At 64.0% G+C, this 24,673-nt stretch carries 23 protein-coding genes; 12 read left to right on the top strand and 11 right to left on the bottom strand.

Going from position 1 to position 24,673, the window contains the following annotated elements:
- Positions 1-11: 11 nt before the first annotated feature.
- The 4 genes from tkt to PQR32_RS11475 form a co-directional block, all read right to left on the bottom strand.
- Positions 12-2,096, bottom strand: coding sequence for a transketolase (gene tkt, locus PQR32_RS11490; protein ID WP_408225976.1), 2,085 nt, complete (start codon positions 2,094-2,096; stop codon positions 12-14).
- Positions 2,097-2,356: 260 nt separating this feature from the next.
- Positions 2,357-2,902 (bottom strand): cupin domain-containing protein, encoded by a 546-nt coding sequence (locus tag PQR32_RS11485; RefSeq protein WP_408225974.1) that lies wholly within the window; start codon positions 2,900-2,902, stop codon positions 2,357-2,359.
- Positions 2,903-3,169: 267 nt separating this feature from the next.
- Positions 3,170-3,340, bottom strand: coding sequence for a hypothetical protein (locus tag PQR32_RS11480; RefSeq protein ID WP_408225971.1), 171 nt, complete (start codon positions 3,338-3,340; stop codon positions 3,170-3,172).
- Between the two features lie 52 nt (positions 3,341-3,392).
- Complete coding sequence (locus tag PQR32_RS11475) at positions 3,393-3,653, bottom strand: hypothetical protein (RefSeq protein ID WP_408225968.1); 261 nt, start codon at positions 3,651-3,653, stop codon at positions 3,393-3,395.
- A gap of 155 nt (positions 3,654-3,808) precedes the next feature.
- Here PQR32_RS11475 and PQR32_RS11470 point away from each other — a divergent pair, with 155 nt between their 5' ends.
- Complete coding sequence (locus PQR32_RS11470; RefSeq protein ID WP_408225965.1) at positions 3,809-4,045, top strand: hypothetical protein; 237 nt, start codon at positions 3,809-3,811, stop codon at positions 4,043-4,045.
- 41 nt (positions 4,046-4,086) lie between these two features.
- Here PQR32_RS11470 and PQR32_RS11465 read toward each other — a convergent pair whose 3' ends face one another.
- A complete protein-coding gene (locus PQR32_RS11465) occupies positions 4,087-4,332 on the bottom strand; it encodes a DUF6723 family protein (RefSeq protein WP_168790408.1) in 246 nt (81 codons plus the stop codon).
- 528 nt (positions 4,333-4,860) lie between these two features.
- On the opposite strand from PQR32_RS11465, the gene PQR32_RS11460 reads away from it, so the two are divergent.
- A complete protein-coding gene (locus tag PQR32_RS11460; RefSeq protein ID WP_408225962.1) occupies positions 4,861-7,230 on the top strand; it encodes an FdhF/YdeP family oxidoreductase in 2,370 nt (789 codons plus the stop codon).
- A 75-nt stretch (positions 7,231-7,305) separates the two neighbouring features.
- On the opposite strand, the gene PQR32_RS11455 is transcribed toward PQR32_RS11460, so the two are convergent.
- Positions 7,306-8,412: a porin gene (locus tag PQR32_RS11455; RefSeq protein ID WP_494471417.1), complete on the bottom strand. Its 1,107-nt coding sequence runs from the start codon at positions 8,410-8,412 to the stop codon at positions 7,306-7,308.
- Between the two features lie 299 nt (positions 8,413-8,711).
- Between PQR32_RS11455 and PQR32_RS11450 the strand changes: the two genes are divergently transcribed.
- Together PQR32_RS11450 and PQR32_RS11445 are read left to right on the top strand one after the other, a co-directional pair.
- Complete coding sequence (locus PQR32_RS11450; RefSeq protein ID WP_408225957.1) at positions 8,712-9,941, top strand: AAA family ATPase; 1,230 nt, start codon at positions 8,712-8,714, stop codon at positions 9,939-9,941.
- 5 nt (positions 9,942-9,946) lie between these two features.
- Positions 9,947-11,695 carry a cobaltochelatase CobT-related protein gene (locus tag PQR32_RS11445; protein ID WP_408225954.1) on the top strand — a complete coding sequence of 583 codons (1,749 nt, stop codon included), beginning with the start codon at positions 9,947-9,949 and terminating at the stop codon, positions 11,693-11,695.
- 36 nt (positions 11,696-11,731) lie between these two features.
- Here the strand turns inward: PQR32_RS11445 and PQR32_RS11440 are convergent, their stop codons facing one another.
- Entirely contained in the window at positions 11,732-12,565 is an 834-nt protein-coding gene (locus PQR32_RS11440) for a class II glutamine amidotransferase (RefSeq protein WP_408225952.1), read from the bottom strand.
- 25 nt (positions 12,566-12,590) lie between these two features.
- Positions 12,591-13,268 (bottom strand): MarC family protein, encoded by a 678-nt coding sequence (locus PQR32_RS11435; RefSeq protein WP_408225949.1) that lies wholly within the window; start codon positions 13,266-13,268, stop codon positions 12,591-12,593.
- 361 nt (positions 13,269-13,629) lie between these two features.
- Here PQR32_RS11435 and PQR32_RS11430 point away from each other — a divergent pair, with 361 nt between their 5' ends.
- The 5 genes from PQR32_RS11430 to PQR32_RS11410 all read left to right on the top strand — a co-directional run bounded on the left by PQR32_RS11430 (position 13,630) and on the right by PQR32_RS11410 (position 19,289).
- Positions 13,630-13,845, top strand: a complete 216-nt coding sequence (locus PQR32_RS11430) for a DUF3311 domain-containing protein (RefSeq protein ID WP_116144978.1) — start codon at positions 13,630-13,632, stop codon at positions 13,843-13,845.
- Positions 13,842-15,314, top strand: coding sequence for a sodium:solute symporter family protein (locus PQR32_RS11425; protein ID WP_408225946.1), 1,473 nt, complete (start codon positions 13,842-13,844; stop codon positions 15,312-15,314). The genes PQR32_RS11430 and PQR32_RS11425 overlap by 4 nt, the downstream gene beginning before the upstream one ends.
- 320 nt (positions 15,315-15,634) lie before the next feature.
- Positions 15,635-17,224 (top strand): glycogen synthase GlgA, encoded by a 1,590-nt coding sequence (gene glgA, locus PQR32_RS11420; protein WP_408225943.1) that lies wholly within the window; start codon positions 15,635-15,637, stop codon positions 17,222-17,224.
- A gap of 81 nt (positions 17,225-17,305) precedes the next feature.
- Positions 17,306-17,695 (top strand): VOC family protein, encoded by a 390-nt coding sequence (locus PQR32_RS11415; protein ID WP_408225940.1) that lies wholly within the window; start codon positions 17,306-17,308, stop codon positions 17,693-17,695.
- 169 nt (positions 17,696-17,864) lie between these two features.
- Positions 17,865-19,289, top strand: a complete 1,425-nt coding sequence (locus PQR32_RS11410) for a DUF1254 domain-containing protein (RefSeq protein WP_408225937.1) — start codon at positions 17,865-17,867, stop codon at positions 19,287-19,289.
- A gap of 72 nt (positions 19,290-19,361) precedes the next feature.
- On the opposite strand, the gene PQR32_RS11405 is transcribed toward PQR32_RS11410, so the two are convergent.
- Positions 19,362-21,209, bottom strand: a complete 1,848-nt coding sequence (locus tag PQR32_RS11405; protein ID WP_408225934.1) for an FAD-binding oxidoreductase — start codon at positions 21,207-21,209, stop codon at positions 19,362-19,364.
- 278 nt (positions 21,210-21,487) lie between these two features.
- Between PQR32_RS11405 and PQR32_RS11400 the strand changes: the two genes are divergently transcribed.
- A complete protein-coding gene (locus PQR32_RS11400; protein ID WP_408225931.1) occupies positions 21,488-22,150 on the top strand; it encodes a glutathione S-transferase family protein in 663 nt (220 codons plus the stop codon).
- 107 nt (positions 22,151-22,257) lie between these two features.
- Here the strand turns inward: PQR32_RS11400 and PQR32_RS11395 are convergent, their stop codons facing one another.
- Positions 22,258-23,112 (bottom strand): phytochelatin synthase family protein, encoded by an 855-nt coding sequence (locus PQR32_RS11395; protein ID WP_408225928.1) that lies wholly within the window; start codon positions 23,110-23,112, stop codon positions 22,258-22,260.
- On the opposite strand from PQR32_RS11395, the gene PQR32_RS11390 reads away from it, so the two are divergent.
- Positions 23,111-23,326: a hypothetical protein gene (locus tag PQR32_RS11390; protein WP_408225925.1), complete on the top strand. Its 216-nt coding sequence runs from the start codon at positions 23,111-23,113 to the stop codon at positions 23,324-23,326. The two genes, PQR32_RS11395 and PQR32_RS11390, sit on opposite strands and share 2 nt — an antisense overlap.
- Complete coding sequence (locus PQR32_RS11385) at positions 23,323-23,544, top strand: DUF1289 domain-containing protein (protein WP_408225922.1); 222 nt, start codon at positions 23,323-23,325, stop codon at positions 23,542-23,544. Before PQR32_RS11390 ends, PQR32_RS11385 begins: the two co-directional genes overlap by 4 nt.
- A 7-nt stretch (positions 23,545-23,551) precedes the next feature.
- On the opposite strand, the gene PQR32_RS11380 is transcribed toward PQR32_RS11385, so the two are convergent.
- A complete protein-coding gene (locus tag PQR32_RS11380) occupies positions 23,552-24,634 on the bottom strand; it encodes a GGDEF domain-containing protein (protein ID WP_408225919.1) in 1,083 nt (360 codons plus the stop codon).
- Between the last annotated feature and the right edge of the window lie 39 nt (positions 24,635-24,673).

Genomic DNA, 24,673 nt, shown 5'->3' with positions numbered 1-24,673 from the left:
TGTCCGTGCCTTTACTCCTGGCTGCGCTTCGACTTCACCCGCTCGATCTGCTGCCTGGCCGCTTCATATACACGCTCGGGCGTGAAGCCGAACTTCTTCTTCAGATCGGCGAGCGGCGCGGACGCGCCGAACGTATGCATCACCACCTGCGCGCCGAGACGGCCCACATAGCGGTCCCAGCCGAGCGAGGCAGCCTGTTCCACGGCGACACGCGCATCGACGTCCGATGGCAGCACCGAGTCCTGATACGCCTCGTCCTGACGCTCGAAGATGTCCCACGACGGCATCGACACCACGCGCGCCGCGATCCCCTCGCCCTTGAGCTTCTCGTACACGTCGACGCAGATCGAGAGTTCGCTGCCCGTCGCCATCAGGATCACTTGCGGCTTCTGTCCATCGGGTGCGTCGGCGAGCACATAGGCACCCTTCTGCGTGCCGCTGGCGGCGGCATAGCGGCTGCGGTCCAACGTGGGCAACGCCTGACGCGACACGACGATGCACGACGGCCGCCGCGGATGCGACAGCGCCACGCGCCAGGCCTCGGCGACTTCGTTGGCATCGCCCGGACGCAGCACGGTGAGCCCCGGCACGCCCCGCAGCGAGGCCAGTTGCTCGATCGGCTGATGGGTCGGACCGTCTTCGCCCACGCCGATCGAATCGTGCGTGAACACGAAGATGGACGGCACTTCCATGATCGCCGAGAGGCGGATCGGCGGCTTCATGTAGTCGCTGAAAATCAGGAAGGTGGAGCCGAACGGCCGCAGATTCGACAGCGCAAGGCCGTTTACCGCAGCGCCCATCGCGTGTTCGCGGATGCCGAAGTGCAGATTGCAGCCGCCGTAGCTATCGTGCTCGAAGCTGCCCGCGCCCTCGAATTTCAGGTTGGTTTTGGTGGACGGCGAGAGATCCGCCGCGCCGCCGATCATCCACGGCACACGCGCGGCGATTGCGTTGAGCACCTTGCCCGACGAATCGCGCGACGCGACGCCCTTCGGATCCGCGTCGAACGTGGGGATGTCGCTGTCCCAGCCCGCCGGCAATTCGTGCGCTTCCATCTGCGCGAACTCACGCGCGAGTTCCGGGTACTTCCTGGTGTACGTGTCGTACTGCGCCTGCCATTCCTCGCGAGCCGCCTTGCCGCGAGCGCCGATGCCCGCCGCAAAGCGCTCGTGCACGCCGTCCGGCACGTAGAAGAACTTGTCCTCCGGCCAGCCGTACGCCTTCTTGGTGAGCGCCACTTCTTCGACGCCGAGCGCTTCGCCATGCGCCGACGAGGTGTCCTGCTTGTGCGGCGAGCCCCAGCCGATGATGCTGTGCACCACGATCAGCGTCGGCCTGTCGGTGATGCTTTTTGCCTCGACGAAAGCGGCTTCGAGCGCGGCGGCGTCGTTGGCGTCGTTCACACGCAGCGTATGCCAGTTGTAACCGCGGAACCGGCTTTCCACATCGTCGCTGTACGCCAGGTCGGTGTGGCCCTCGATCGTCACGCGGTTGCTGTCGTAGATCCAGATCAGATTGGACAGCTTCAGGTGGCCGGCGAGCGAAGCCGCTTCGTGCGAGATGCCTTCCATCATGTCGCCGTCGCCGCACAGCGCGTAGACGCGGTGGTCGAAGAGCGGCGCATCCGGCTTGTTGAAGTGGCTCTCGCACCAGCGCCCCGCCATCGCCATGCCGACGCTGTTGCCGAGCCCCTGGCCGAGCGGGCCGGTGGTGGTCTCGACGCCGGTGGTCATGCGGTACTCGGGGTGCCCCGGCGTGTTGCTGTCGATCTGGCGGAAATGCTCTATGTCGTCGAGCGAGACAGCGGGTGCGCCAGTCGGCTTGCCCTCGTCGTCCACCGCTTTCACGCTGGCCAGATGCAGCAGCGAATACAGCAGCATCGACGCATGCCCCACCGAGAGCACGAAGCGATCGCGGTTCGGCCACAACGGTTCGTCCGGATCGTAACGAAGATGGTTTTGCCACAGATGATAGGCAACGGGTGCCAGTGCCATCGGCGTGCCGGGGTGACCGGAATTGGCCTTTTGCACAGCGTCCATCGACAGCGTGCGGATCGTGTTGATGCACAGCTGATCGAGGGCGGGATCGTTTTGCATGGGACACTCCTTGTTCGGCGGTTGAAGAGAGAGCCGGGACGCACTGTTTCGGCGCACCCGGCGAACCGTGTTACGTGGAAGAACGCATGAGGAACCGCTGCGAGGCTCAACGATGATGCGCCGATGCGCGCAAATCTGCACGGAGCGTTACACGCGGCGTCGGGCAGGCTCGCTGCGGGAAGTGGATCTTTCAGAGGGCTTGCGATGCGAACCCGTTCCGATCGGCGCGGACCCGAGGGAAGAAACGGCGTGCGCGAGCGTCAAGCCGCGCGCAGCCAATGCTCGACCAGTGGACCATGCTTGCCGTCGATCGGATCCAGCGGCGGAAAAGGCAAGGCCTCCATGGCCGCAAGTTCGTCCGGCGTAAGCGCCTCGCGGCGGATGTCCCACTGCTGGCCCTCCGGATAGCCGGCAACGACCCGGAAATGCCGCGCGAACGATTGCAGGCAATGGCCGGTCCCGGCCGGCAGCAGGATCGCGTCGCCGGCGGCAAGCGTCACCACTTTGCCGCCTGGACCGCCGATGATCACCTGCGCGGAGCCGTCCGTCACGCCCAGTATTTCGTGGGCGGTGGCGTGGAAATGGTGGTAATCGAAAATGCCGTCGCGCCACTGCGGCGGCCACGCGTTGCGTTCGAAGAGGATTTCGAAGGCGGCCGCCAGGTCGCCGCTATCCGGCATGAGGGCGCGTCTGTAAATCACGACCGGCAGTGTGCGGTTGTTCGGCACCCAGTCGTGCGGCGTGAGCATGAAAGCTTCGTACTCGGTCCTGGCGGCGTCGAATCCATGCTTTGAATCGTTGTACATGGTTTGCTCCTTTTCGTCCTGAAGATCGCAGTGCTCCCCTGCAGCCGGCGTCGAAGACGACGTGCGTGCCGGCTCGGGCGATCTTTTCAGCGCCGCATAAAGCGCGCCTGCTTTCGCGCGCGCTTCTTTCTGGGCAGTTCTGTGCGCGCTGCCGTGACGGTGGACGAATTTCGCAAACATATGAAGTATGGCTCGCCTGGTTCCTGGTTACTTCGGCTGGCGAGGCGACGGCCGTGAGGGCCGAGTGCCGCGCGAGCCGGTCGCCGGTCAGCCGCCGCCGATGCCTTGCAGCACTTTCCCCGTGCCGCCACACACCGCGCATTGCTTTCCTTCCACCGTGCCGGTGCCGTGACACGCGGCGCACGTATCTTCGCCGACGCCGGGCGCATCGGGCGTTGCTTCGTCGCCGGGGTTCAGCGGTTCGTTTTCCTGTTGCATGAATATCTCCCTCGGGTTTCTGGCTTGTAGTTTGAAACCAGCATACGCCGCATCATTCCTTGCGCTGCGATTCGCGTCCGCCGCCGCCGGGTGGCTCGGCATGCGAGCCCGTGCCGAGCGGCACTTCGGCGGTCTGGGGCGGGCGCTCGTTCGAGCGTGGCGGATTGGTTGCCTTGTCCACGCCCGTCTGCTCGACGGGCTCGATACCGAGCGGACTCGGTTCGACATAGCGCGTGCCGCTCGGTTTGTTGCGCTGTTTCACCTCCTCGGTGACCAGCGCGTCCAGCTCGTCCTGCGATTTGGTGCCCTGCATGTCGCCCTCCTCCTGATGTCGGGTATGTCTTCGATGCAGCAACATCCGGTCCCTCTCCGTCAACTCGCCCACCGGACGCGAACGGCAAGCTGGGCACGGCCGTTGCGGCAAGTGCGGCGGAGGTCTGGACCACCATTTGTAAAAAGGAGAACCTCATGACGATGACGACGATTCGCGTATCCGATACGGAAGTGCAAGTCGAACGCACGCTGTACACGTTCGCGCAAAAGAGCGACGCTGACGCATTCCAGCGCTGCCTCGCCGATACCTCGATTGACAGTTGCTATCGCACCCATCCGCCGCTCTCAGCCCGACCGACGCCGCCTGACGAACATCCCGACGACCCAGGTCGCGGCAGCACGATTGCTCCGTCGCTCGGCGGCATGCCATAAGGCAATCCCCTCTTCTGGCGGCGCGTTCGCGCCGCCATCCGTCACTTCTCAGGGCTCGCGCGATCCGCGGCCACGATCTCGCGGCCATAGTCGATCGCGGCGCGGCGCGCCTCGTCGGCGGTCGCATAGGGCCCGATTTCGGGCGCGCCATCGAATGGAAACAGAATTTTTCTGTCCGCTTTTCTGACAACCTTCAGTCCACCTACGTAACGGCCGTCGCCTGTTCCGTGATAGCTGGCGTAAATCTCGAAGTCATCGTCAGCAACGTCGGCCTTATGTCGCGCCATTTGCCTTTCCCTTGTCCCTGCACTTCAGTGCGTCGTGTTCGGTGAGATATCGCGGCGCGTACCGCCGCTGTGGCGCCACACGCATGCTGTGGTCGAGCAATAGCTGTTCCACACGGCGCACGCGCGCATTCGCGGCGGCTACGGCCGGGTGGCATGCCGGTTGCGGTCGACAGGCATGCACATCACGGAGACCACGATGACTATGACGAGCACGTGCTGCATGCCGAGTCTGCATCTGCATACCCCGATGCCACCGGAAGTCGACCCCGACGCGCCTCGCCCGACTAGCGATCCCGATCCGTCGCCGCCGCCCGACGACGTGCCGCCGAATGATCCGGATCGTGCGCCCGATGGCGATCCGCCTGCCAGGCCGCCGCCGGTCAGCGCCGCGCGACCCTCTCCGACGTGGTATTGCACACCGAACGTCGCGCGAGATGCTTGTAAGCGCAAATTAATCCAGTGGTCCGGTAATTGCGGGCCCGTCGGGCAAGCCGGCGCGCAGGGTCCGGCAACCCGCCAGGAGCCACCATGAGCACCGATCACATTGTCGAAACAGCGCCGGAGAGCGCACCAAAACGCACGCCCGGCACGCCCGATAGCGCGCCCATCAAGGAGTACCGCAACGCCGCAGGCGGCTGGGGCTCGGTGAAAGCGGTGGCGTCGATCCTCGTTCAGGAACACGTGACGCTGAACGGCAGCCGCATCCTCTCGCAGCAGAACAAGCCCGACGGCTTCGCCTGCGTGAGCTGTTCATGGGCCAAACCCGCGGACCCGCATCTCTTCGAGTTCTGTGAAAACGGCGCAAAGGCGACCGCGTGGGAAATCACCAGCAAGCGGATCGATGCGCAATTTTTCGCCGACCATACGATAAGCGAATTGCGCTCGTGGAGCGGCCTGGAACTCGAGTCGCGCGGGCGGCTGACCGCACCGATGCGCTGGGATCCGGCGACCGACCGCTACGTGCAGACCACCTGGGAACACGCGTTCACCGAAATCGCGAGCGAACTCCAAGCGCTCGATCCGAATGAAGCGGTGTTCTATGCGTCGGGCCGGGCGTCGCTGGAAACGTCCTACATGTATGCGCTGCTGGCTCGCCTGTACGGCACCAACAACCTGCCGGACAGTTCGAACATGTGCCACGAGAGCACCTCGGTCGGCTTGCCGAAGTCGATCGGCGTGCCGGTGGGCACCGTGCAACTCGAAGACTTCACGCATACCGACTGCATGCTGTTCTTCGGCCACAACACCGGCACCAACGCGCCGCGCATGCTGCATCAGTTGCAGGATGCGCGCAAACGCGGCGTGGAAATCATCACCTTCAATCCACTCAAGGAACGCGGGCTCGTCACATTTGCGAACCCGCAGTCGCCGCTCGACATGCTCACTCCGGCCGACACGCGGATCAGCACGCAATACCACCAGGTGAAGATCGGCGGCGACGCGGCGGCGATTGCCGGACTCTGCAAGCTGCTGATCGAATGGGACGACGACGCGCAACGCAACGGTGAGCCACGGGTGCTCGACGCGACTTTCATCGCGGAACATACGCATGGCTTCGAAACCTTCGCGGACGCCATGCGCGCGACTTCATGGGAAGAGATCGAACACCATTCGCAGCTCAGCCGCGCCGCGCTCGAAGACGCGGCACGTGTCTACGCGAAAGCGAATGCCGCGATGGTGTTGTACGGGATGGGCATCACGCAGCATCGCAGCGGCGTCCACAACGTGCAGATGCTGTCGAACCTGCTGCTTCTGCGCGGCAATATCGGCCGGCCGGGCGCGGGCATCTGCCCGATTCGCGGTCACTCAAACGTGCAGGGGCAGCGCACGGTCGGCATCACGGAAAAGCCTGAGCTCGCGCCGCTCGACAAGCTGAAAGATCTCTACGGCTTCGAGCCGCCGCGCGACAAAGGCATGACCACGGTCGAAGCCTGCCGCGGCGCGCTCGATGGCAAGGTCAAAGCGTTCATCGGCCTGGGCGGCAATTTTCAGGTGGCGATTCCCGATCATCATGTGATGGACCCCGCGTGGCAGCGCTTGCGACTGACGGTGCAGATTGCGACCAAACTCAACCGCAGTCATCTGCTGCACGGCGAGGTCGCGTATCTGTTGCCGTGCCTCGGGCGCATCGAGATCGACCGCCAGGCAAGTGGCGAGCAATGGGTCAGCGTAGAGGACAGCACGGCCTGCGTGCACGGCTCGCACGGACTCGCCGAACCGGCCGGCGACATGCTGCTGTCGGAACCCGCGATCGTCGCGGGCCTTGCGAAGGCGCTGCTGCCACGCAATCCGAAGATAGACTGGGATGCCTGGGTGGACGACTACTCGCTGGTCCGCGACGCAATCGAACGCACCTATCCGGATCAGTTCAAGGACTTCAACCAGCGCTTCAGGCAACCAGGCGGTTTCCACCGGCCGCTCGCCGCTTGCGAGCGCAAATGGAAAACGGAAAGCGGCAAGGCGAATTTCATCGTGCCCGAAACGCTCGACGAAGACGCGGACATGCCGTCGCGAGGTCCCGACGTGTTGCGCCTGATGACCGCCCGCGGCGACAGCCAGTTCAACACCACTGTGTACGGTCTCGACGACCGCTTTCGCGGCGTGCATGGCAGCCGCAACGTGCTGCTCATGCATCGGGACGACATGACGTGCCGCGGCTTTACGGAAGGCGACGCGGTGTGCATCTCCACCGTCTCGAACGACGGCGTGACGCGCGAGGTCGATGGCATGCATGTCCATGCGTTCGACATTCCGCTGGGCTGCATCATGGGTTACTACCCTGAATGCAATCGCCTGATTCCACTCTCGCATCACGCGGAATCGAGCCAGGTGCCGGCGTCGAAGTCAATTCCGGTGCGGCTGCGCAAGTCGGCGGTGAGTGAGGATTTAGCGGCGTAAGAATGCACAAAGGGCGCGCCGGCATGAACCGGGGCGCCCTTTCTGCCATACCGAGCTGCCGCTCTCTACGCCGCGTCAAAACTGATGCAGCATCCCCACATAAGCACCGGTTTGCGATTCGCCCACGAGCGGACTCGTATTGTTGCTCGCATCGCGCGGCGACGCTTCGAGCGAGAAATTCGAGTTGCTGCCGTTGCGCACGTAGCCCACGGTACCGTACAGGAAGGTGCGCTTCGACAGGTTGTAGGTGGTGCCGAGCACGTACATCATCGCGTGGCCGGACGGGTCGTGGGCGGCATCGCCCGAGCCGTCACCGACCTTCACGTAGAAGCCGCCCGCCGTCATGGCCCAGCGCGGCAGGAAGTTGTAGGTGGCGCCGAGCCAGTAGTGATCGGCCGAGTCAGCGACGCCGACCGGCGAGTCAGGCGCCGAGTAATGCGTGTAGGCACCCTGAATCTTCACCGCGTCGAAATGCACGTTGACGCCGGCGAAATATTCGCGCGATGCCTGGAAGATATTGCTGAAGCGGCCGTTGACGTCGCGCAGTTCGTCGTAGATGCCGCGCACGTCGAAGAGCGGCGAGTGATAGGTCAGCATGATGCCGTCCGAGCGGCCGAACTCGCCGGGCGCGCCGCTGTTGAAGGCGCCCGCCTGATTGCCGAACGCATATTGCGCCTGCAGATCGAAGCCCCAGAACACCGGGCTGTGATATTCGACGTTGTTGCTGGTTTGCTGCCAGTTGCGCCCACGCACGAGCGAGGCCGACGAAAACGCCTGCTGCACGAACGGATCGAATTCCCATACGCCGTCGCTGTCGATAAACAGATTACGGCCAGCCTGCAACGTGCCCCACTGCTCGCTCTTCAAACCGACGAACGCGCGCCGCGACCAGAGCCGCCCGCCGCTCGTGGTGCCGTTCATGACCTGCAAACCGGTTTCGAGGTTGAAGATCGCATTGAGGCCGCCGCCCAGATCTTCGTTGCCTTTGAGGCCCAGCATGCTGGTGCCCCAGTCGCCGCCTTCCGCGCTCCAGCGGCTCGAACTGCCGCCCGCGCCATTGTTGATGTGATTCAGGTATTCCAGGCCGGCGTCGAGTCGGCCATATAAGCTCACGCTGGTTTGACCATATGCCAGCGGACTTGCCACGGCGAGGGCCGTCATTAATTTTGTATGTAGTCTCATTGTTTTGCCGTCAATTTTTTGTGTTGCGATGTAGGGCAAAGAGGACTGCGGATGCTTCAAAACGCGATCTGCGAGAAAGATGTTTGTAAAACCAGAGCGCCGGGTCCGTCGAACTATAGGCGATACGCGCTTCATGACCTATTCGTTTGACGCAACAAATATTTGCCCGACATGCGCTCGACAAGGCCCGGTTGCGAACGGAATGGGAAGATCGAAAGCCGCTCAAGATAAGATAGTCGGTCATTCGGCCTCAGCCAAATTGCAATGCATGATTCGTTATTGACTATTCAACCTTCGCCATGAACTCGCCCGAACTCACCGAAGACGAAAACCTTGGCCTTTACCAACGCGCAACGGAAAACGGCGCGGAATGGTGGCGCGTGAGCGTGGCCGACCGGCCGGAAAACTATCGGCTCGAACATGGCGTCGACAATGGCAGCGGCCCTGGCGCTGTCGATATCGATCTCGTGGTGGACGAGGAAAATCTGCGCGCGAAGCTGAAGAAATGGCGCCGCGAAGGCTTCGCGATCGACACGGACGACGCCGCGAGCGAGCAGTCCGCGGCCGGTCGCGTCGCCTTCATGCCGGAATTGCAGCGCGTCGCGGCGCGGGCTTCGGCGGCGAAACACCGGCAGGCGGAAGGCACGGGCGAGACCGTGCGCATCGGTCATGTGGAGGTCCCTTGCGGCTTCGACAATCCGCTCGTGCCGCGTCTCAACCCGGCCTATCTGTTCTCCGAGCGCTTCAACGACATTGTCGAGGATATCGTCGAGAACCGGCGCGTGATGCTGATCGGCCACACCGGCGCCGGCAAGACCAGCCTGATCGAACAGGTCGCGGCGCGTTCGCGCCACGGCGTGCTGCGCTCGAACATGAATGGGCAGACCACCGTCGGCGACTTTGTCGGTTTCTGGACCGTCAAGGGTGGCGAGACGATCTGGGTCGACGGTGTGCTGCCCACGGCCATGCGCGAGGGGCTCTGGCTGATCGTCGATGAAATCGATTTTGCCGAACCGTCGATTCTCGCCGCCCTCACCGCCGTGCTCGAACCGCACGGCCGCCTCGTGCTGAAGGAGAAAGGCAACGAGATCGTCGCGCCCCATCCGGCCTTCCGGCTGTTCGCGACAGCCAATGCGGTCGGCGCGATGAGTCAGTTCCGGCATCTGTACCAGGGCGCCAATCTGATGAACGAGGCGTTTCTGGATCGCTGGCGCGTGTATCTGCTCGACTATCTGACGCCCGCTGAAGAAGCCGACGTGCTAATGGCCACCCTCGCCCCGCACATGACACGCGCGCTCGCCAGCACGCTCGCCGCGATCGCCGCCGACTGCCGCGCGGCGTTCGCCCGCGAAGATCTCTCGAGCGCGTTCTCGACCCGGCGGCTGCTCGACTGGGCCGAGTTGATGCTGCGCACGGGCGATCCCGAACGCGCCGCCGGGCCGGCGATCTACGCGAAGGTGAGCCCGGAAGACGCCGCATTGATTCGCGGCATCGTTCGTCATCACATCGCGCCGGCTCCTGAGGCGTGAGCGCGATGCACGCAACGCGCGACACGCGCGGCTTCGCCTTCGAATCCACGCTCAGCAAGGTCGCTCGCGTGCTGACCGGGCAATACGGCGTGACGGTCGCGTTCAGTCCGGACGGTCCGCGCGTGGAGCCCGGCCGCATTGTGATTCCCGACTACGAGTTGAACGGCGAAGTCGAGCGCGATGTGCTGATCGGCTATCTGGATCTGCTGGTCGCGCGCGCCAAGCATGCGTCGCTCGCACAGCTCGACGCGCTGCCCAAGGGTGTGGCGGCGAATCTCGCGCAGGTGATCGAAGACCGCCGCGTGTGTGCCCAATTGCTCGACGAATATCCGGGCGCGCGCTGGTTCATCGGCAAGCTGCGTCTGCATGCGGCCGAACGCGTGCTGCAGCGCTGGCCGAAGCTGCATTGGCGCGACCGGCTGGTGTGGCTGGTGGAGCGCTCGCTGTGGGATGAACAGCCCACCCGGACCGAAGCGAGCCATTCGCTCCTTGCCGCCTTGCATGCCTCGCAGGATCTGCTGCACGAAGCGCGCGCGAGTCGCTCGACCGCGCAGAGCATCGCGGCAGCGCAGGCGCTCGTGGCGCGCGTGCGCGCATTGTCGGCGGGCGATGTGAACAGCATGGCGTTCACCGCCGATCCGGTTGAGGACATCGATACGGAAACGGCCGCGGCATTGTCCGCGCCGCCCGAAGATGACGATACCGTACTGCCCGATCAGGACAGCGCGAACTCGCCGCCGTCCGATCGAAGCGCTGGCGCGCAGGCGGACAACGCGGTCGGCATGGGTCAATCGCTGGCGGATGCGCAGCAACCTTCCGCGCGTTCTTCAGAAGGCAAAGCTGGCAGTGCGAATACGGATGCGTTGAAAGCGACGCTGTCGATTCCGCTCGCCACCGAATTCGACTACGTCCGCGATCTCACGGGCCAGGGCGACAGCGCCGCCTGGCGCGAGCTGCGGGCGCAGGCTCGCGCGGACACCGCGCCGCTGAAGGAAAAGCTCGAACGCGCGCTGAGCGCCGACGAGCGCACGCGGTGGCGCCGCGAGCAGGAGCGCGGCGAGATCGATCGCACCGCGCTGGCGAAGCTCGCGACCTCGCCCGGTTACCGTACGCCGTTTCGCACGCAGCGGCCCGCCAAAGGACGCGATGTGGCCGTGACGCTGCTGATCGACCGCAGCGGCTCGATGGCCGGCCGCAAGATCGAACTCGCGCGCCAGTGCGCGGCCGCCTTGTGCGATGCACTGACGCAACTGTCGTTCGATTGCGAAGTGCTCGGTTACTGCTCGGTCGAATCCGCGCCCATGAAGCAGCTCTACGAGCGGCAACTCGCCGCCGGCGCGGATTTGCGGCGCTATAACCGCTTCGTCGAACGGCTCGATCTGAAGGTCTATAAGCGCTTCGGCGCGACGGACCTCAGCGGGATCGCCGCGATCGACTGCGGCCACGAGAATCCGGATGGCGAGGCGCTGGCCTGGGCCGCGACGCGGCTTGCCGACCATCAGGCCGAACGACGCATCCTGATGATGTTCTCCGACGGTTATCCGTCGACCGGCGACGGCGATCCGCAGGTATTACGCCGCGATCTGCGCGAGCGCGTCGCGGCCATCGGCAGGCGCGGCATCGAGCTGGTGGGGATCGGCGTGCTGACGGACGCCGTCGAGGATTTCTACCCGCACAACGTGGTGGTCAGCCGCCTTGCCGAATTGCCGTCGACGGTGTTCTCCGTGTTGAGCTCGATGCTGCTCACGCGTTAACGCCGGAGCTCATGCGGCTCATGCGGCTCATGCGGCTCACGCCGATCGTGGCCTGAACGGATACCGTTCGATTTCACCGCCGCGCGCCACCACCACCGTGCTCTCGGGAATCTCTTGCCACCAGCCCGGCAAGTCCGCGAGCGGCTCGGACAGCACCAGAAACGCATTCTCGCCGGCCGCCTCGATGCGCGGATCGTCGGGATACAGCGCGTGCAGTTGATGAAACGAACTGCTGTGAAAGAGCGAGCGCGACTGCCCTTCGCTCGAATAGCGCACTGCGACGATCTGCTCGCCGTCGGTGGCGCACACAGTCATGTTCAGCGGTTCATCCACGCCATGCTTGCGGCCGGTGTCCTCGACGAAGGCCACCATGCGCTCGAGCGCGGTAACCGGCGCCACTTCCAGGCCGAAGGTCAGCGCGAGGAAAAACATCACCTCGGAATCGGTCGAGCCTTCAATGGATGGAAACAGATCGGGGTCGATCGCCACCATCAGATCGCGGCGCACGGACGGATAGTTGCGTATCAGGCCGTTATGCGCGAAGAGCCAGCGGCCATGGCGGAACGGATGGCAGTTGGTTTCCTGCGATGGCGTATCCGTCGCCGCGCGTATGTGCGCGACGAACAGCGGCGCGCGGATTGCCCGCGCGGCTTCGCGCAGATTGCGGTCGCTCCACGCCGGCTGAATGCAGCGGTAGCGAAACGGGATATCGGTCGGATGACCGTACCAGCCGATGCCGAAGCCGTCGCCGTTGGTCGTGGTCTGGCCGAGCCGTGAGTGCAGGCTCTGGTCGATCAGCGAATGTTTAGCGTTGAACAGCACCGTTTCGAGTTGAATCGGGTTGCCCGTGTAGGCGAGCCAGCGGCACATAACGTTCTCCCGGTGAGATACGCGTTTACTTGACCACCGGCTGCATCGTCGCGATCGGGATCAGGAATTCGGAGAAGCCGGTCAGCATGATCTGCACGCCGATGCACAGCAGCAAAAAGGAAGATACACGCATGGCGACCTTGGTGCCTTCCACGCCGAGGTACTTGGCGAACACCACCGCGCGGCTATAGATCAGATAGACCGTGACGGCCACCGCGACCGAAATGATCACCGACGCGATGCCCGAAATCACGAACGCCGAGAGCTTGTGCGTGCGATTCGCGGTCAGCGCGACAGCCGTCGCAATCGAGCCGGGCCCGGTCGTGAGCGGAATGGTGAAGGGGAAAAACGCCTTCGACATCGCATTGTCCGCGTCCACGCGCTTGACCGCCGGCTGCTCGCCCGGCTGCGTGTCGGGCGCATTGAGCATTTGCCAGCCGCCCACCGCGACGGCGAGCCCGCCGCCGATGCGCAGCGCCTGCATGGAGATGCCGAAGAAATGCAGGATCGGCGTGCCGATGAAAAACGCCACCAGCAGCACGCACATCACGTTGATGGCGATTTTGCGGGCTAGCGCGGTGCGCTCCTCCGTGGTCAACGAAGCAGTCCGGTCCAGGAAGACGAAAGCAATGCCGATTGGGTTGATGATGCTGATCAGCCCGGTAAAGCCAAACAGAATGTCCGAGATCAGACTTTCGACCATATGCGTTCCGTGTCGAGCGGCAGTTCGGGTCGCCTCTGCGCACCCGGCACGCCGCGCCATGTTGATGAAGCCGGGCTCTCTCCGGCGATCCCGAATGATGCCCGCGTTGCGTGGCGAGATGATATCGCGGCGCGCCAGGCAAGACCGTAAAAAAGCCAGGCGCCAGCGGGCGTGCCGCGGCGTGCCTCACTCTGCGCGCCGCCTTGCAGCGCAGCAACCGACCCTATAAAGATGCGCCCGCAACTTTCAGAAAGCCTACACTTTTTTGACCAGCTTTACGGGACCAAAGCATCCGGCATACAGTCCCCAGCGAAGCCGCGCTTTCAACGAGACGTACTTACCCGTTCGAGGAGTTGCCCCCATGTTGCTTCGTGTACTCGCCGCGTTGCCGTTCATCGGCATTCTGCTCGGTGTTCCGTTTGTGAATCGTGTCGAGCCGCTGATGCTCGGCATGCCGTTCGTGCTGGCCTGGATCGTCATGTGGGTGGTGCTCAGTTCGATCATCATGGCGATCGTCTACCGTCTGGATCCGTCCAACCGTCAGCTCGCCGCCGATGGCGAGGAGGTCAGTTCATGAGCGCACTCATCATCATTGCTGCGATTACGCTGTTTGCGCTTTACCTGGGCGTGCGCGCCAAACGCGGCCACGACATGAGTCTCGAGCAATGGACCGTGGGCGGCCGCAGCTTCGGCACCGCCTTCGTGTTCCTGCTGATGGCCGGTGAAATCTACACGACCTTCACCTTCCTCGGCGGCAGCGGCTTTGCTTATGGCAAGGGCGCGCCGGTCTATTACATTCTGGCGTACGGCACGCTCGCGTACATCCTCTCGTACTGGATGCTGCCGCCAATCTGGCGTTACGCTAAAAATCACCGCCTCGTCTCGCAGCCGCACTTCTTCACGCGCAAATACGACAGCCCGGCACTCGGCACGCTCGTCGCGCTGGTCGGCGTGGCCGCGCTGATTCCCTACCTGGTGCTGCAGCTGAAGGGGCTCGGCATCATCGTGGCGACGGCCTCGTACGGCGCGATTTCGTCGACGGCGGCCGTGTGGATCGGCGCCTGTGTCGTGACGGCCTACGTGATCGTCTCCGGCGTGCGCGGCTCCGCGTGGAATTCGGTGGTGAAGGATATGCTGATCCTCGCGATCGTGCTGTTCCTCGGCATCTATCTGCCGCTGCACTACTATGGCGGCTTCAGCGACATGTTCCGCGCCATCGACGCCGCGCGCCCCGGCTTCCTGACCTTCCCGGCCAAGGGCTCGAGCGTGACGTGGTTCCAGTCGACCGTGCTGCTGACGGCGCTGGGCTTCTTCATGTGGCCGCATACGTTCGGTTCGATTTTCACCGCGAAGGACGAACGCATTTTCCGCCGCAACGCGATGGTGCTGCCGCTGTATCAGTTGATTCTGCTGTTCGTGTTCTTCGTGGGCTTCGCGGCGACGCTGAAGGTGCCGGGTCTGAAGGGCGGCGACATCGACCTGTCGCTGTTCCGCCTGTCGCTGCAAGCCTTTGACCCGTGGTTCGTCGGCGTGATCGGCGCGGCCGGCATTCTGACCGCGCTGGTGCCGGGCTCGATGATCCTGACGTCCGCGTCGACGCTGCTCGCCAACGACGTGTATCGCGGCATGGTGAGCCGCAAAGCCTCGGACGCCACGGTGACGAAGCTCGCACGATTCCTCGTGCCGGTGGTGGCGCTGGTGGCGGTCGGCTTCACGCTGCAAGGCGGCGAAACCATCGTCGCGTTGCTGCTGATGGGCTACAGCTTCGTGACCCAGCTCTTTCCGGCGGTGATCTGCAGCCTGCGTCCGCATAACCGCGCGACCAAGCAAGGCGCGTTTTGCGGGATTCTGGCCGGCGTCGCGGTGGTGGCCGTGACGACCACCATGCACCTGAGCATCGGACAGTTGATGCCGTTCCTGCCCGATGCGTTGAAGGACATCAATATCGGCTTCCTGGCGTTGGCGGTGAATATCATCGTCTTCGCGGTGGTGAGCGCGGTGACGCAGCCGCGGCCGGTCGAGCAGACGCACGCGCCGGTGCATTGACTCAGGCTTTCTTCTTTGCGCGGTGAATGAAAGGGCTGTCGCTTCGGCGACAGCCCTTTTTGTTTGGTGCGCTCCGCGCCGGTGTTTGAAACCGAAAGTCAAATCTACACATGAATGAAAAAACGCCTCACGGGCGGTGAAGCGTCAAGACAAATAAATAGGTCTTCGAAGCCAAAGAATCGCTCGCCCGCACTGCAACACAAACCCTCCTCGCACCCCCTGCAAAACCGCTGACCTCAGGCACATCCCTTGCTGAACTGACGCGTCCGCGAATCTCACCGCACTGTGCAAGTGCAAAAAACCCGTCCTTGGGGGCCACTTTGCCGCTTAACGTTCTTCTGGTCGCTTCCGAAGCCCTGCCGCTCGCCAAATCCGGCGGCCTCGGCGACATGGTCAGCGCATACGCCGCCGCTCTGCGCGATGCCGGCGTCGATGTCTCGATCCTGATGCCCGCCTATCCCGCCGCGCTCGAACGCGCGGTCGACGTCGCGCCCATCGCGCGCATGACCGGCCTGCCCGGCGGCGACGCCCGCCTGCTGCGCGGCCAGATGCCCGACACCGGCGTGCCGGTGCTGCTGCTGCAGATGGATCACCTGTTCGCGCGCGAAGGCCTCTATCGCGATCCGCAAGGGCGCGACTACCTGGACAACCTCACCCGCTTCGCCTCGCTCGCGGCGGCGGCCGCGCGAGTGGCGCGCGGTGTGCGCAACGTCAGGCGCCCCGACATCGTGCACGCGCACGATTGGCATGCAGGACTCACGCCGCTGTACCTGAGGCTGGCGGGCGTCGCCGCGAAAAGCGTCTTTACGATTCACAACCTGGCGTTTCAGGGCAACCATCCGCTTGCCATGGGCGGCTGGATCGGCGTGCCGCCCGAATTGCTGGCGCCCGCGCTCTCCGACGAACGCAGCATCGAGTTCTACGGCTCGCTGAGCATGATGAAAGCGGGCATCGTCCATTCGGATCGCGTCACGACGGTGAGCCAGCGCTACGCGCGCGAGATCCTGACGCCGCATTTCGGGCACGGCATGGAAGGCGTGTTGCAGGCGCAGGCCGGCAAGTTATCAGGCATTGTCAACGGCATCGATACCGCCGCCTGGAACCCGGCCACCGACAAACAGATCGCGCGCCCCTATTCCGTCGACGACACCGCCGGCAAGCAGGCCTGCAAGCGCGAACTGCAACAGGACTTCGGTCTGACGCGCGATCCGTTCGCGCCGCTGGTCGCCATCGGCAGCCGCCTGACCGAACAGAAGCTCGCCGATGTCGTCGTGCATACGCTGCCGGCGCTGCTCGAACGGCATCCGCGGCTGCAGTTCGCGATTCTCGGCCAGGGCGAGCACGGTCTCGAACAGGCCCTGCAGGACGTCGCGGCCGCATGGCCGGGACGCGTCGGCGTGCAGATCGGCTATGACGAGCGGCGCGCGCACATGCTGCACGCGGGCGCGGACATTCTGCTGCACGGCAGCCGCTTCGAACCTTGTGGCCTCACCCAGCTCTATGCGATGCGCTACGGCACGATTCCGGTGGCCTCGCGCGTCGGTGGCCTGGCCGATACGATCGTCGACTATGTGCCGCACGATCCTCGTGGTGAACAGCGAGCGACGGGATTTCTGTTCGACGGCGAAAGCCCGGACGACGTGATGCACGCGCTCGGCCGCGCGTTGGCTGCGTTTGTGCAGCCGTCGTCATGGCATGTGTTGCAGCGGAATGCCATGAGCCGCGACTTCGGTTGGGATGCGTCGACCTCGAACTATCTCGCGTTGTATGCGGATCTGGTCGATGCACGTCCGGCGCTGCGCGATACGCGGGTTCGCAAGAGCGCGGTTCGGGCGCGGACGGCGGCCTCCGCAGGTAAGCACAGGGAAGAGTTCAACGCGGGTGTCGCGGAGATGGCGCGCAGCGCGTGAAGCGTTTGAGGCACTCGGGCGCGCTGCGGGGCGCACGGCACGTTATGCTAGGCGGCACATCCGTGTTTCGTGGAGTTGCCGATGCAGCCACCCGTTCTCCGAGTCGCCCGCCCTACTAACGATCTGCATCAGGTCGCTGACTTCTATACGCGGGGATTAGGCTTCGAAGTCCTGGCGAGCTTCGAGAATCACGAAGGCTTCGATGGTGTGATCGTCGGTCGGCGAGGCTGCCCCTGGCATATCGAGCTCACCCATCAACAAGGCGTGACCGTCGAACGGGCGCCGACCACCGAGCACCTTCTCGTGCTCTATCTTCCCGAACGCGATGTGTGGAGCGCGGCCGTCGAACGGCTCGAATCGCTCGGCGTGAAGTCGTGCGAATCGGAGAATCCTTACTGGGACCGTCAAGGCAAAACGTTCGAAGATCCGGATGGGTATCGGATCGTTTTGCAGAATGCGGCGTGGGAATGAACAGAAAGCTGCTTGACAGCTAATACCACCGTTAGGCAAGCTGCGGCGTGCAGAAGCTTGCACTGCGAGTCCCGTTTCCTGTTGCGCCTGTTGTGCCGCGCTGTATGAATGCGCTGTATGAACGAACGATCACGCTGCCGTCGTCCACGGCTCATTCCCGAGGGTCGCAATGCACAGAACACGAACCATCGCTGCCGCGCTACTTGCCATTGTCCTCACGGCCTGCCATACGGCGCCTACCAACGACTTCTCCAAAGCCCCCGTCGCACCCGTCAGCGCCAGCAGCACCGACATCCGCTCGATCGCCAAAGACGCGTATCTCTACGGCACCCCGATGGTCGATACGTACAGCATCATGTATGCGTTTTCGGTGGACTCCACCAACCCGCAATACAAAGGCCCGTTCAATTCCATCCTGAACATCTCACGCGTCTTCACGCCGGACGACACCGCCTTCGTCACGCCCAACTCCGACACGCCCTATTCGTTCGCCGGCCTCGATCTGCGCGCGGAACCCGTCGTCATCACGGTCCCGCCAATGGACGCGAAGCGCTACTTCGTGTTTCAGTTGATGGATCTCTATACCTTCAACTTCGCGTATATCGGCAGCCGCACCACGGGCAACAACGGCGGCAAATTCCTGATCGCGGGGCCGCGCTGGAACGGTCAGACGCCGAACGGCATCACTCAGGTGATCCGTTCCGAGACTGATCTCGTGAACGTGGTCGGTCGCACGCAGTTGTTCAATCCCGACGACCTCGCAAACGTCAAGCAGATCCAGGCGGGCTACAAGGTGCAAACGCTCTCGGCGTTCACCGGCAGCAAGCCCGCGCCCACCGCGGCGCCGGTGCAGTGGATCAAGCCGCTCGCGCCGGCCACCGCGCGGACGTCGCTCGAATTTTTCAATGAACTTGCGTTCGTGTTGCAGTTCGCACCGGTCAATCCGGCTGAGGCCGGACTGCGCAGCCGCTTCGCGCAGATCGGTGTCGTGCCCGGCAAGCGGTTCGACGCGAACGCGCTCTCGCCGGAGCAGAAAGCGGCATTTCAGGCCGGCATGCAGGATGGCCAGAAGGCGATCGACGACAAGCGCGCGTCGCTCGGCGGTAAGACGGATACGCTGTTCGGTTCGCGCGAGTATCTGAAGAACGATTACGTGGCGCGCGCCACCGGCACCCAGGTCGGCATCGGCGCGAACTCGCGTGAAGAAGCGTTGTATCCGGTACTCGACAAGGATTCGACCGGACAGCCGCTGGACGGCAGCCAGCATCGCTACGTGCTGCGCTTTCCGAAAGGACAGTTGCCGCCTGTGAATGCATTCTGGTCGGTGACCATGTATGCACTGCCCAGTCAGTTGCTCGTAAAGAATCCGATCGACCGGTATCTGATCAATTCGCCGATGTTGCCGCAACTCAAGAAGGATCGCGATGGCGGCTTGACGATCTACATCCAGGCGAAGTCGCCGGGCAAGGCTAAAGAGGCCAACTGGCTGCCGGCGCCGGAAGGACCGTTCATGATTACCATGCGGTTTTACTGGCCGAAACCGGTGCTGCTGGATGGCAAGTGGAAGACGCCGGTGGTCAAGCGGGTGAAGTAGGCATTCGGCGTTGCTGCGTGACGTGAGTCATGACCGGTTCGCGCCACGCGGCGAGGCAGGCCGCTATCGTACTCAGCCAGGCCCGTTTTTCACCTTCGTCCATCCATCCGCGCTCCACGCTTCCGAATTCACACCGTGATGGACGAAGAACAAACCGTCGGGATCGTACCGGTTTTTCACGGCAGCCAGCCGCGCGTAGTTGCTGCCCCAGTACGCTTGCTGCCAGTCGTCCTCGAAGAAATCGCTTTCGGAGAAGTACGCCCCCGGCATGGGGACGATTTCGCGCAGCGTCCGCGTGGCCTGTTTAATGCGCTTGGCGTAACGCCGCCCTTTCTGCTCGTCCGGCTCGTGCCCTTCGATGCCGGGAAATGCCGGTGGTCCCTCGCCCGCGATGATCGCGAGCGCGAAGGCGTCGAGTACCGCCGGGTTCATCGCCGTATCGCGCGTGGCGTTCAAGGCATCGGCCGGCGCGCCCGCCAGCCCTTTGTTGAAGTGCAAGTTGACCGTCCACTGCCGTGTGCTCGCGAATAGCGTGTCGGCGAGACGCGCCCGTTGGTCCGCACTCAGTAGCGAGGCCGGCAGCCATGTCGACGTGTAGCCGTAAAGGTACTGCCCCGCTTCGCCAACGTTATCCGCCCAGAACACATTGTCCGCGGGCGCGCCAGGACGGTCGTCCGCGACGAGCACGCCGGGCAAGTGCTGCATGATGAACGCGGCGTCCCAGAAGTGCCGCGCCGCCACGGCGAGAATCTGCGGCGGGCTCGTCTCGCAGCCGTGCTCGCCGTCCGCAATCCAGTCGAAAAAAGGCTGCCAGACACGGGAGGCTTCGTCGCGGCTGAGTCCCTGGTGCACCATGGAAATGCCCAACGTATTGTCGGCATGGAAGGCGACTGTTTCGCCCCAATGCTCGTTCATCAGGTTGTCGGCGTAGAAGGCCATGAATTCGCCGATCAATGCGCGGAACGCCGCGTCCGACGAGGCCTTCACCGTCGCACGCACGGCGCCGACGGTGTCGGGCAACGCGTGCGTGCGCAGCGTCAGCCGCGTGACGACGCCGAGGCTGCCGCCACCGCCTCCTTTCAAGCCCCAGAAGAGGTCCGGGTGCCGGCACGCGTTGGCAATTCGCACCACGCCGTCCGCGGTCACGACTTCGGCTTCCAGCAGACCGGCCGCGGCTGTGCCGAACTTCTTCGAAAAGTTGCCGAAGCCCCCGCCTTGCACGAGACCGGCTACGCCCACCGTCAGACAGCCGCCGCCTTGCACGTAGCGGCCGCCTCGCGTGCTCACGGCGTCGTAGACATGGCCCCATAGTGCACCTGCGCCGATCGTCACCGCGGCTTCCGGCTCGACCCGTCCTTCGCAGCCCGCCGGGACGAAAGCATCGTGCAACGTGACGTCGCGCATCGATCTGGTCCAGATCATCAGCGAGTCTGGCGCGTTGGATGTGCCCTGATAGCTGTGGCCGCCGCCCTTCACCACCAGCCGCAAACGATGCCGCCTGGCGAAGGCGACGGTTGTGGCGACGTCTAGCGCGTTGGCGGCCGCCACCGTGTACACGCTCGGCGATGAGGTCCACGCGTCGAGCCAGCCTGCGCTCTGCGTGAGCGCAGGCGTATCGCCGATGTAGTAGGGATTTTTCAAACGCCGGAACAGGTCGAGGCACGCTGTGCTCGTTGGAGATTCCGCGCAGATTGCCAGCGGCGATTCAACCAGACTCAAGCGTCCGCGTACGGCTCGGTCGAGGTCTTGCCAGGCGTTCGCCGAAGGCCACGCTGGGTCGCCGGGACGCACGCGGTGCAGCGTGAGTGTGGTCGAAACGATCGGCGAGGGCTTTGCGAGTGCCGGCGATGCCAGGGCCGCATTCAGCCATGGCGTGGCTAGCACGCCCTTGAGCAAGGTCCGACGGTCCAGTGCGCACATACGTTGCTTCACCTCCGCAAACACGGCTGCGTTGCCCACCTCCTGGCTGCCTCTTGCCCGTCTCCTGGACGGAACGGCGGAGCACACCTGCGTGCCCGCGCACGACGCGTGCGGATCGCCGCCTCGATCGGCCGACAAAAAATGAGTGAAGGGATGGTAGTCGCGAAAACGCGAGCGCGCCACTACGAGACTGCGCGTTCTCTGGGCGTTTGCGCATGGGCATCCGTCAGGAACGGCGGTAGACTGTCCGCCGGATCGAAACCGGACATCAACCCACTATGCACAGCGATTCCACACCTTACGTGCTTTACTATTCGCCCGGCGCGGCGAGTATGGCCGTGCACTGGATGCTGATAGAACTGGGCATCGCGTTCGACGCCCAGTTGATCGACATCGACGCGGGCCAGCAGCACGATCCGGCGTATCTGCGGCTCAATCCTTCGGGACGCGTACCCACGCTGCTGATCGACGGAGCGCCGCGCCACGAGTCGGCCGCGTTGCTGATGCTGCTGGCGGAGCGGCATCCCGATGCCGCGCTCGCCCCCGCGCCGAACGCCGTCGATCGCGCCGCGTGGCTCGAAATGATGGTCTATCTCGCCAACACGATTCTGCCGGCCATGCGCGACTGGTTCTACGCGGACTCCGACGGTGACCCGGCCGGCGCCGAAGCGGTTCGCGCGCTCGCATGCCGTCGGCTCGACGGGGCATGGGATAAGCTCGATGCCCATCTCGGCGAAAGCCATGACTATCTGATCGGCGACAAGCTCAGCACGGCCGACTTCATGGCCGTCATGTTGATGCGCTGGACCCGCAATATGCCGCGCCCGGCGCTCGGCTGGCCGAATCTTGCCCGCTATATTCGAAAGCTACGAGCGCTGCCTTCGTTCATCGAATTGAATGCGCGCGAAGGACTGACCGAATGGCGTAACGAGGAAGATTGACGCGCGCTTGAACGAGATCGCGCGCGCCTGCTTGCTGTGGCCACACTCGCATGAGCCATCTCTCGTGTCGCGCGCCTGAACGTCGTGGCCGCCTCGGCAAGCAGCCATCAATTCGACCGCTTGCCGATGATCACGATACCGCGTGAAAGTCCGCTCACGCTATCCACCGCCAGCGCGCCCGCGTACAACTGCGCGAGCGGCACCCACACAGCCGGATATTTGTAGCGCGCCACATCGAGCAGCAACGCGCTGTCGCTCGCCGAGTCGTAGGCGCCGAGCGGCGACCAGTGTCCGCCGCCCGTCTCGCCGATTTCCACCCGCCTGAAATTCAACAACACGAAGCGGTCGCTGTGGCCCGTGGTCGCGCGCACGAGGTCGCGAAACTGGCCGAGCGACAGGTCCGCCGCGTGGTATTTCCTGACATCGACCGGAAAGGCGTTCAGGACCGTGCTGAGCTGATCGAGCGTCATGCCCTCTTGCGAGACCCGCGCGGCGTTGGCCACCTGCGGATCGATGCCGTGAAAGAAATCTTCCTGCGAGAAAAACGGGAAGTCGGGGTACTGGGTCGACGGGGGCCGGCGGATGCCCAACGCGTTGAGCGCCATGACCGAAGTCGCGACGGAGCAATAGGCCTGGTTGCGCTGCGTTTCGAAATACTGCGAGAGCGGCCAGTACGACTGATTGGACGTGGAGTTCGTCAGCCGTTTCTGGCCGGCCGGCTGCGCCAACGCGACGAGGTTCGGCGGCACTGGCAGCGGGCCGTCGGCCGGGCGTGCGGTGGCTTGTGCGCCGGCCTCGCTGTCCGGCTGAACAGCGGGCTGAATAACCGCAGGTGGAACGGTGGCCGGACTGCTGGCGGGCGGCACCGGCGCACAGGCGGCCAGCGCCGCGGCCACAACGGCGACGATCCACTCAGGCTGGCTCAAGCGCCCGGCGGCGCGCATCAACGAATATCTGGACATGGATCTTTCCGCTGTGGATGAACCCGGAATGACTGCCGATGTGCCGGTGCATGACACGGCGCGCATCGGCAAGCCCCGATTTTGTAACACGAAACAAAGTTCGGCGTGCGCGACGATGCGCGCGCTTCTCCCCTACAATGCTGCAGCATTTTTTAACCGACTCTCGCACATCACCGTCGAAGTCAATCCAACGGAAGCGCTGGTCCGATCATGACAATCCAGTCACCCTGCATCGACATTTGCAAACTCGACGGCAAAACCGGCTTCTGCCTCGGCTGCCTGCGTACGCGCGACGAAATTCGCGCGTGGAAGACCATGAGCGATGACGTGCGTCTCGCGGTCATCAATGAAAGGCCAGGCCGGGAAGTGATGCTGAAAACGGAAACGCAAGCGCAAGCGATGCAAGCGACACCCGAGACGCAAACGTCCTAAGCGCTCCTCAGTCAGCCTGCGCCGCAAACGCGTAACCGTTCTTGCCGCCGCGCTTGACGCGATACATCGCGTCGTCCGCCGCGGCGACGAGGCGCTGGTAATCGCTGACGAGATCCGGATAGCTGGCAATGCCGATGCTCGCGCGCACCACCCCGATGCCCATCTGCTCATCGGTCTCGACCACACACGCGATGAGCCGCTGAGCAATTTCGGCCAATTCAGGCGCCGTCGAATATTCTCGCACCAGCACCGCGAATTCGTCGCCGCCAATGCGCGCGACAACATCCACTTTGCGCACCGATTCGCGAAAGGCGCGCGACACCGCGATCAGGAAGTCATCTCCGACGCGGTGGCCGAGCATGTCGTTGACCTGCTTGAAGCCGTCCAGATCCACATACAGCACGGCGATGTTGCGAGCCGTCGGACCGGCTTGCAGATTCGCCGCCGCCTCGTCGAGCGTGGCGAACAGCTTGCGCCGGTTCGGCAAGCCGGTCATGGGATCGTGCAACGCGGCGTACTCGAACTCGTGCGACTCGCCCACCAGTTGACGATTGCGTTTCGCGTACATGCCGAGCGCGGTGAGCAACATGCAGAACAGCAGCGCGGCCAGCGCGATCAACACGTTCGCGACATGGGCAACCCGCAGGCGCACGTCGGCGCCATCGGCATCGCGCTGGGCGCGCCAATACGGCGAGATTGTGGCAAGCAACGCATCGGTTCCAATCAGACTGGCATCGGCCGTCAACGCCGACGGCGGCACTGGCGGCGCAGCGGCAGGACTGGCATTCACCAAGGCTGCGAGCGACTTGAGACGCTCGGCGAGTTCGATGCGTGCATGCCGGTAACCCTGCGTTTGAATTTGCGCTTGCGTTTGCGTTTGACCGTCGCCGGCGTGTTGCTGCCACACACCGACCATCGCGCGAGCACTTTCCGCGCGCTCCGCCGCTTCGAGCACGAGCCCGGCGTATTCCTGCTTCAACTGATCGGAGAAGATCGTCCTGATCTGCAAGGCGAGATAGAGAAGACCGACCAGCAGACAAAGCAATGACGCGCCGGCCAGCACGGCGGGAGCCCGCCTGAAGCGGCTCATGAACGCGCCTTTTGAAGCGGCTCGCCCGGCTCGGTGCCG

Source organism: Paraburkholderia dipogonis (genome assembly GCF_046027395.1).
In the GTDB taxonomy this organism is placed as follows: domain Bacteria; phylum Pseudomonadota; class Gammaproteobacteria; order Burkholderiales; family Burkholderiaceae; genus Paraburkholderia; species Paraburkholderia dipogonis_A.
The sequence above is the reverse complement of the archived record's forward strand: the minus strand, read 5'-3'. Positions and strand labels throughout refer to the sequence as shown.

Excerpts from the sequence above, each read along its gene's own strand:
- tkt (WP_408225976.1), bottom strand. The coding sequence starts at position 2,096 with ATGCAAAACGATCCCGCCCTCGATCAGCTGTGCATCAACACGATCCGC.
- PQR32_RS11485 (WP_408225974.1), bottom strand. The coding sequence starts at position 2,902 with ATGTACAACGATTCAAAGCATGGATTCGACGCCGCCAGGACCGAGTAC.
- PQR32_RS11480 (WP_408225971.1), bottom strand. The coding sequence starts at position 3,340 with ATGCAACAGGAAAACGAACCGCTGAACCCCGGCGACGAAGCAACGCCC.
- PQR32_RS11475 (WP_408225968.1), bottom strand. The coding sequence starts at position 3,653 with ATGCAGGGCACCAAATCGCAGGACGAGCTGGACGCGCTGGTCACCGAG.
- PQR32_RS11470 (WP_408225965.1), top strand. The coding sequence starts at position 3,809 with ATGACGATGACGACGATTCGCGTATCCGATACGGAAGTGCAAGTCGAA.
- PQR32_RS11465 (WP_168790408.1), bottom strand. The coding sequence starts at position 4,332 with ATGGCGCGACATAAGGCCGACGTTGCTGACGATGACTTCGAGATTTAC.
- PQR32_RS11460 (WP_408225962.1), top strand. The coding sequence starts at position 4,861 with ATGAGCACCGATCACATTGTCGAAACAGCGCCGGAGAGCGCACCAAAA.
- PQR32_RS11455 (WP_494471417.1), bottom strand. The coding sequence starts at position 8,412 with ATGAGACTACATACAAAATTAATGACGGCCCTCGCCGTGGCAAGTCCG.
- PQR32_RS11450 (WP_408225957.1), top strand. The coding sequence starts at position 8,712 with ATGAACTCGCCCGAACTCACCGAAGACGAAAACCTTGGCCTTTACCAA.
- PQR32_RS11445 (WP_408225954.1), top strand. The coding sequence starts at position 9,947 with ATGCACGCAACGCGCGACACGCGCGGCTTCGCCTTCGAATCCACGCTC.
- PQR32_RS11440 (WP_408225952.1), bottom strand. The coding sequence starts at position 12,565 with ATGTGCCGCTGGCTCGCCTACACGGGCAACCCGATTCAACTCGAAACG.
- PQR32_RS11435 (WP_408225949.1), bottom strand. The coding sequence starts at position 13,268 with ATGGTCGAAAGTCTGATCTCGGACATTCTGTTTGGCTTTACCGGGCTG.
- PQR32_RS11430 (WP_116144978.1), top strand. The coding sequence starts at position 13,630 with ATGTTGCTTCGTGTACTCGCCGCGTTGCCGTTCATCGGCATTCTGCTC.
- PQR32_RS11425 (WP_408225946.1), top strand. The coding sequence starts at position 13,842 with ATGAGCGCACTCATCATCATTGCTGCGATTACGCTGTTTGCGCTTTAC.
- PQR32_RS11415 (WP_408225940.1), top strand. The coding sequence starts at position 17,306 with ATGCAGCCACCCGTTCTCCGAGTCGCCCGCCCTACTAACGATCTGCAT.
- PQR32_RS11410 (WP_408225937.1), top strand. The coding sequence starts at position 17,865 with ATGCACAGAACACGAACCATCGCTGCCGCGCTACTTGCCATTGTCCTC.
- PQR32_RS11405 (WP_408225934.1), bottom strand. The coding sequence starts at position 21,209 with ATGTGCGCACTGGACCGTCGGACCTTGCTCAAGGGCGTGCTAGCCACG.
- PQR32_RS11400 (WP_408225931.1), top strand. The coding sequence starts at position 21,488 with ATGCACAGCGATTCCACACCTTACGTGCTTTACTATTCGCCCGGCGCG.
- PQR32_RS11390 (WP_408225925.1), top strand. The coding sequence starts at position 23,111 with ATGGATCTTTCCGCTGTGGATGAACCCGGAATGACTGCCGATGTGCCG.
- PQR32_RS11395 (WP_408225928.1), bottom strand. The coding sequence starts at position 23,112 with ATGTCCAGATATTCGTTGATGCGCGCCGCCGGGCGCTTGAGCCAGCCT.
- PQR32_RS11385 (WP_408225922.1), top strand. The coding sequence starts at position 23,323 with ATGACAATCCAGTCACCCTGCATCGACATTTGCAAACTCGACGGCAAA.
- PQR32_RS11380 (WP_408225919.1), bottom strand. The coding sequence starts at position 24,634 with ATGAGCCGCTTCAGGCGGGCTCCCGCCGTGCTGGCCGGCGCGTCATTG.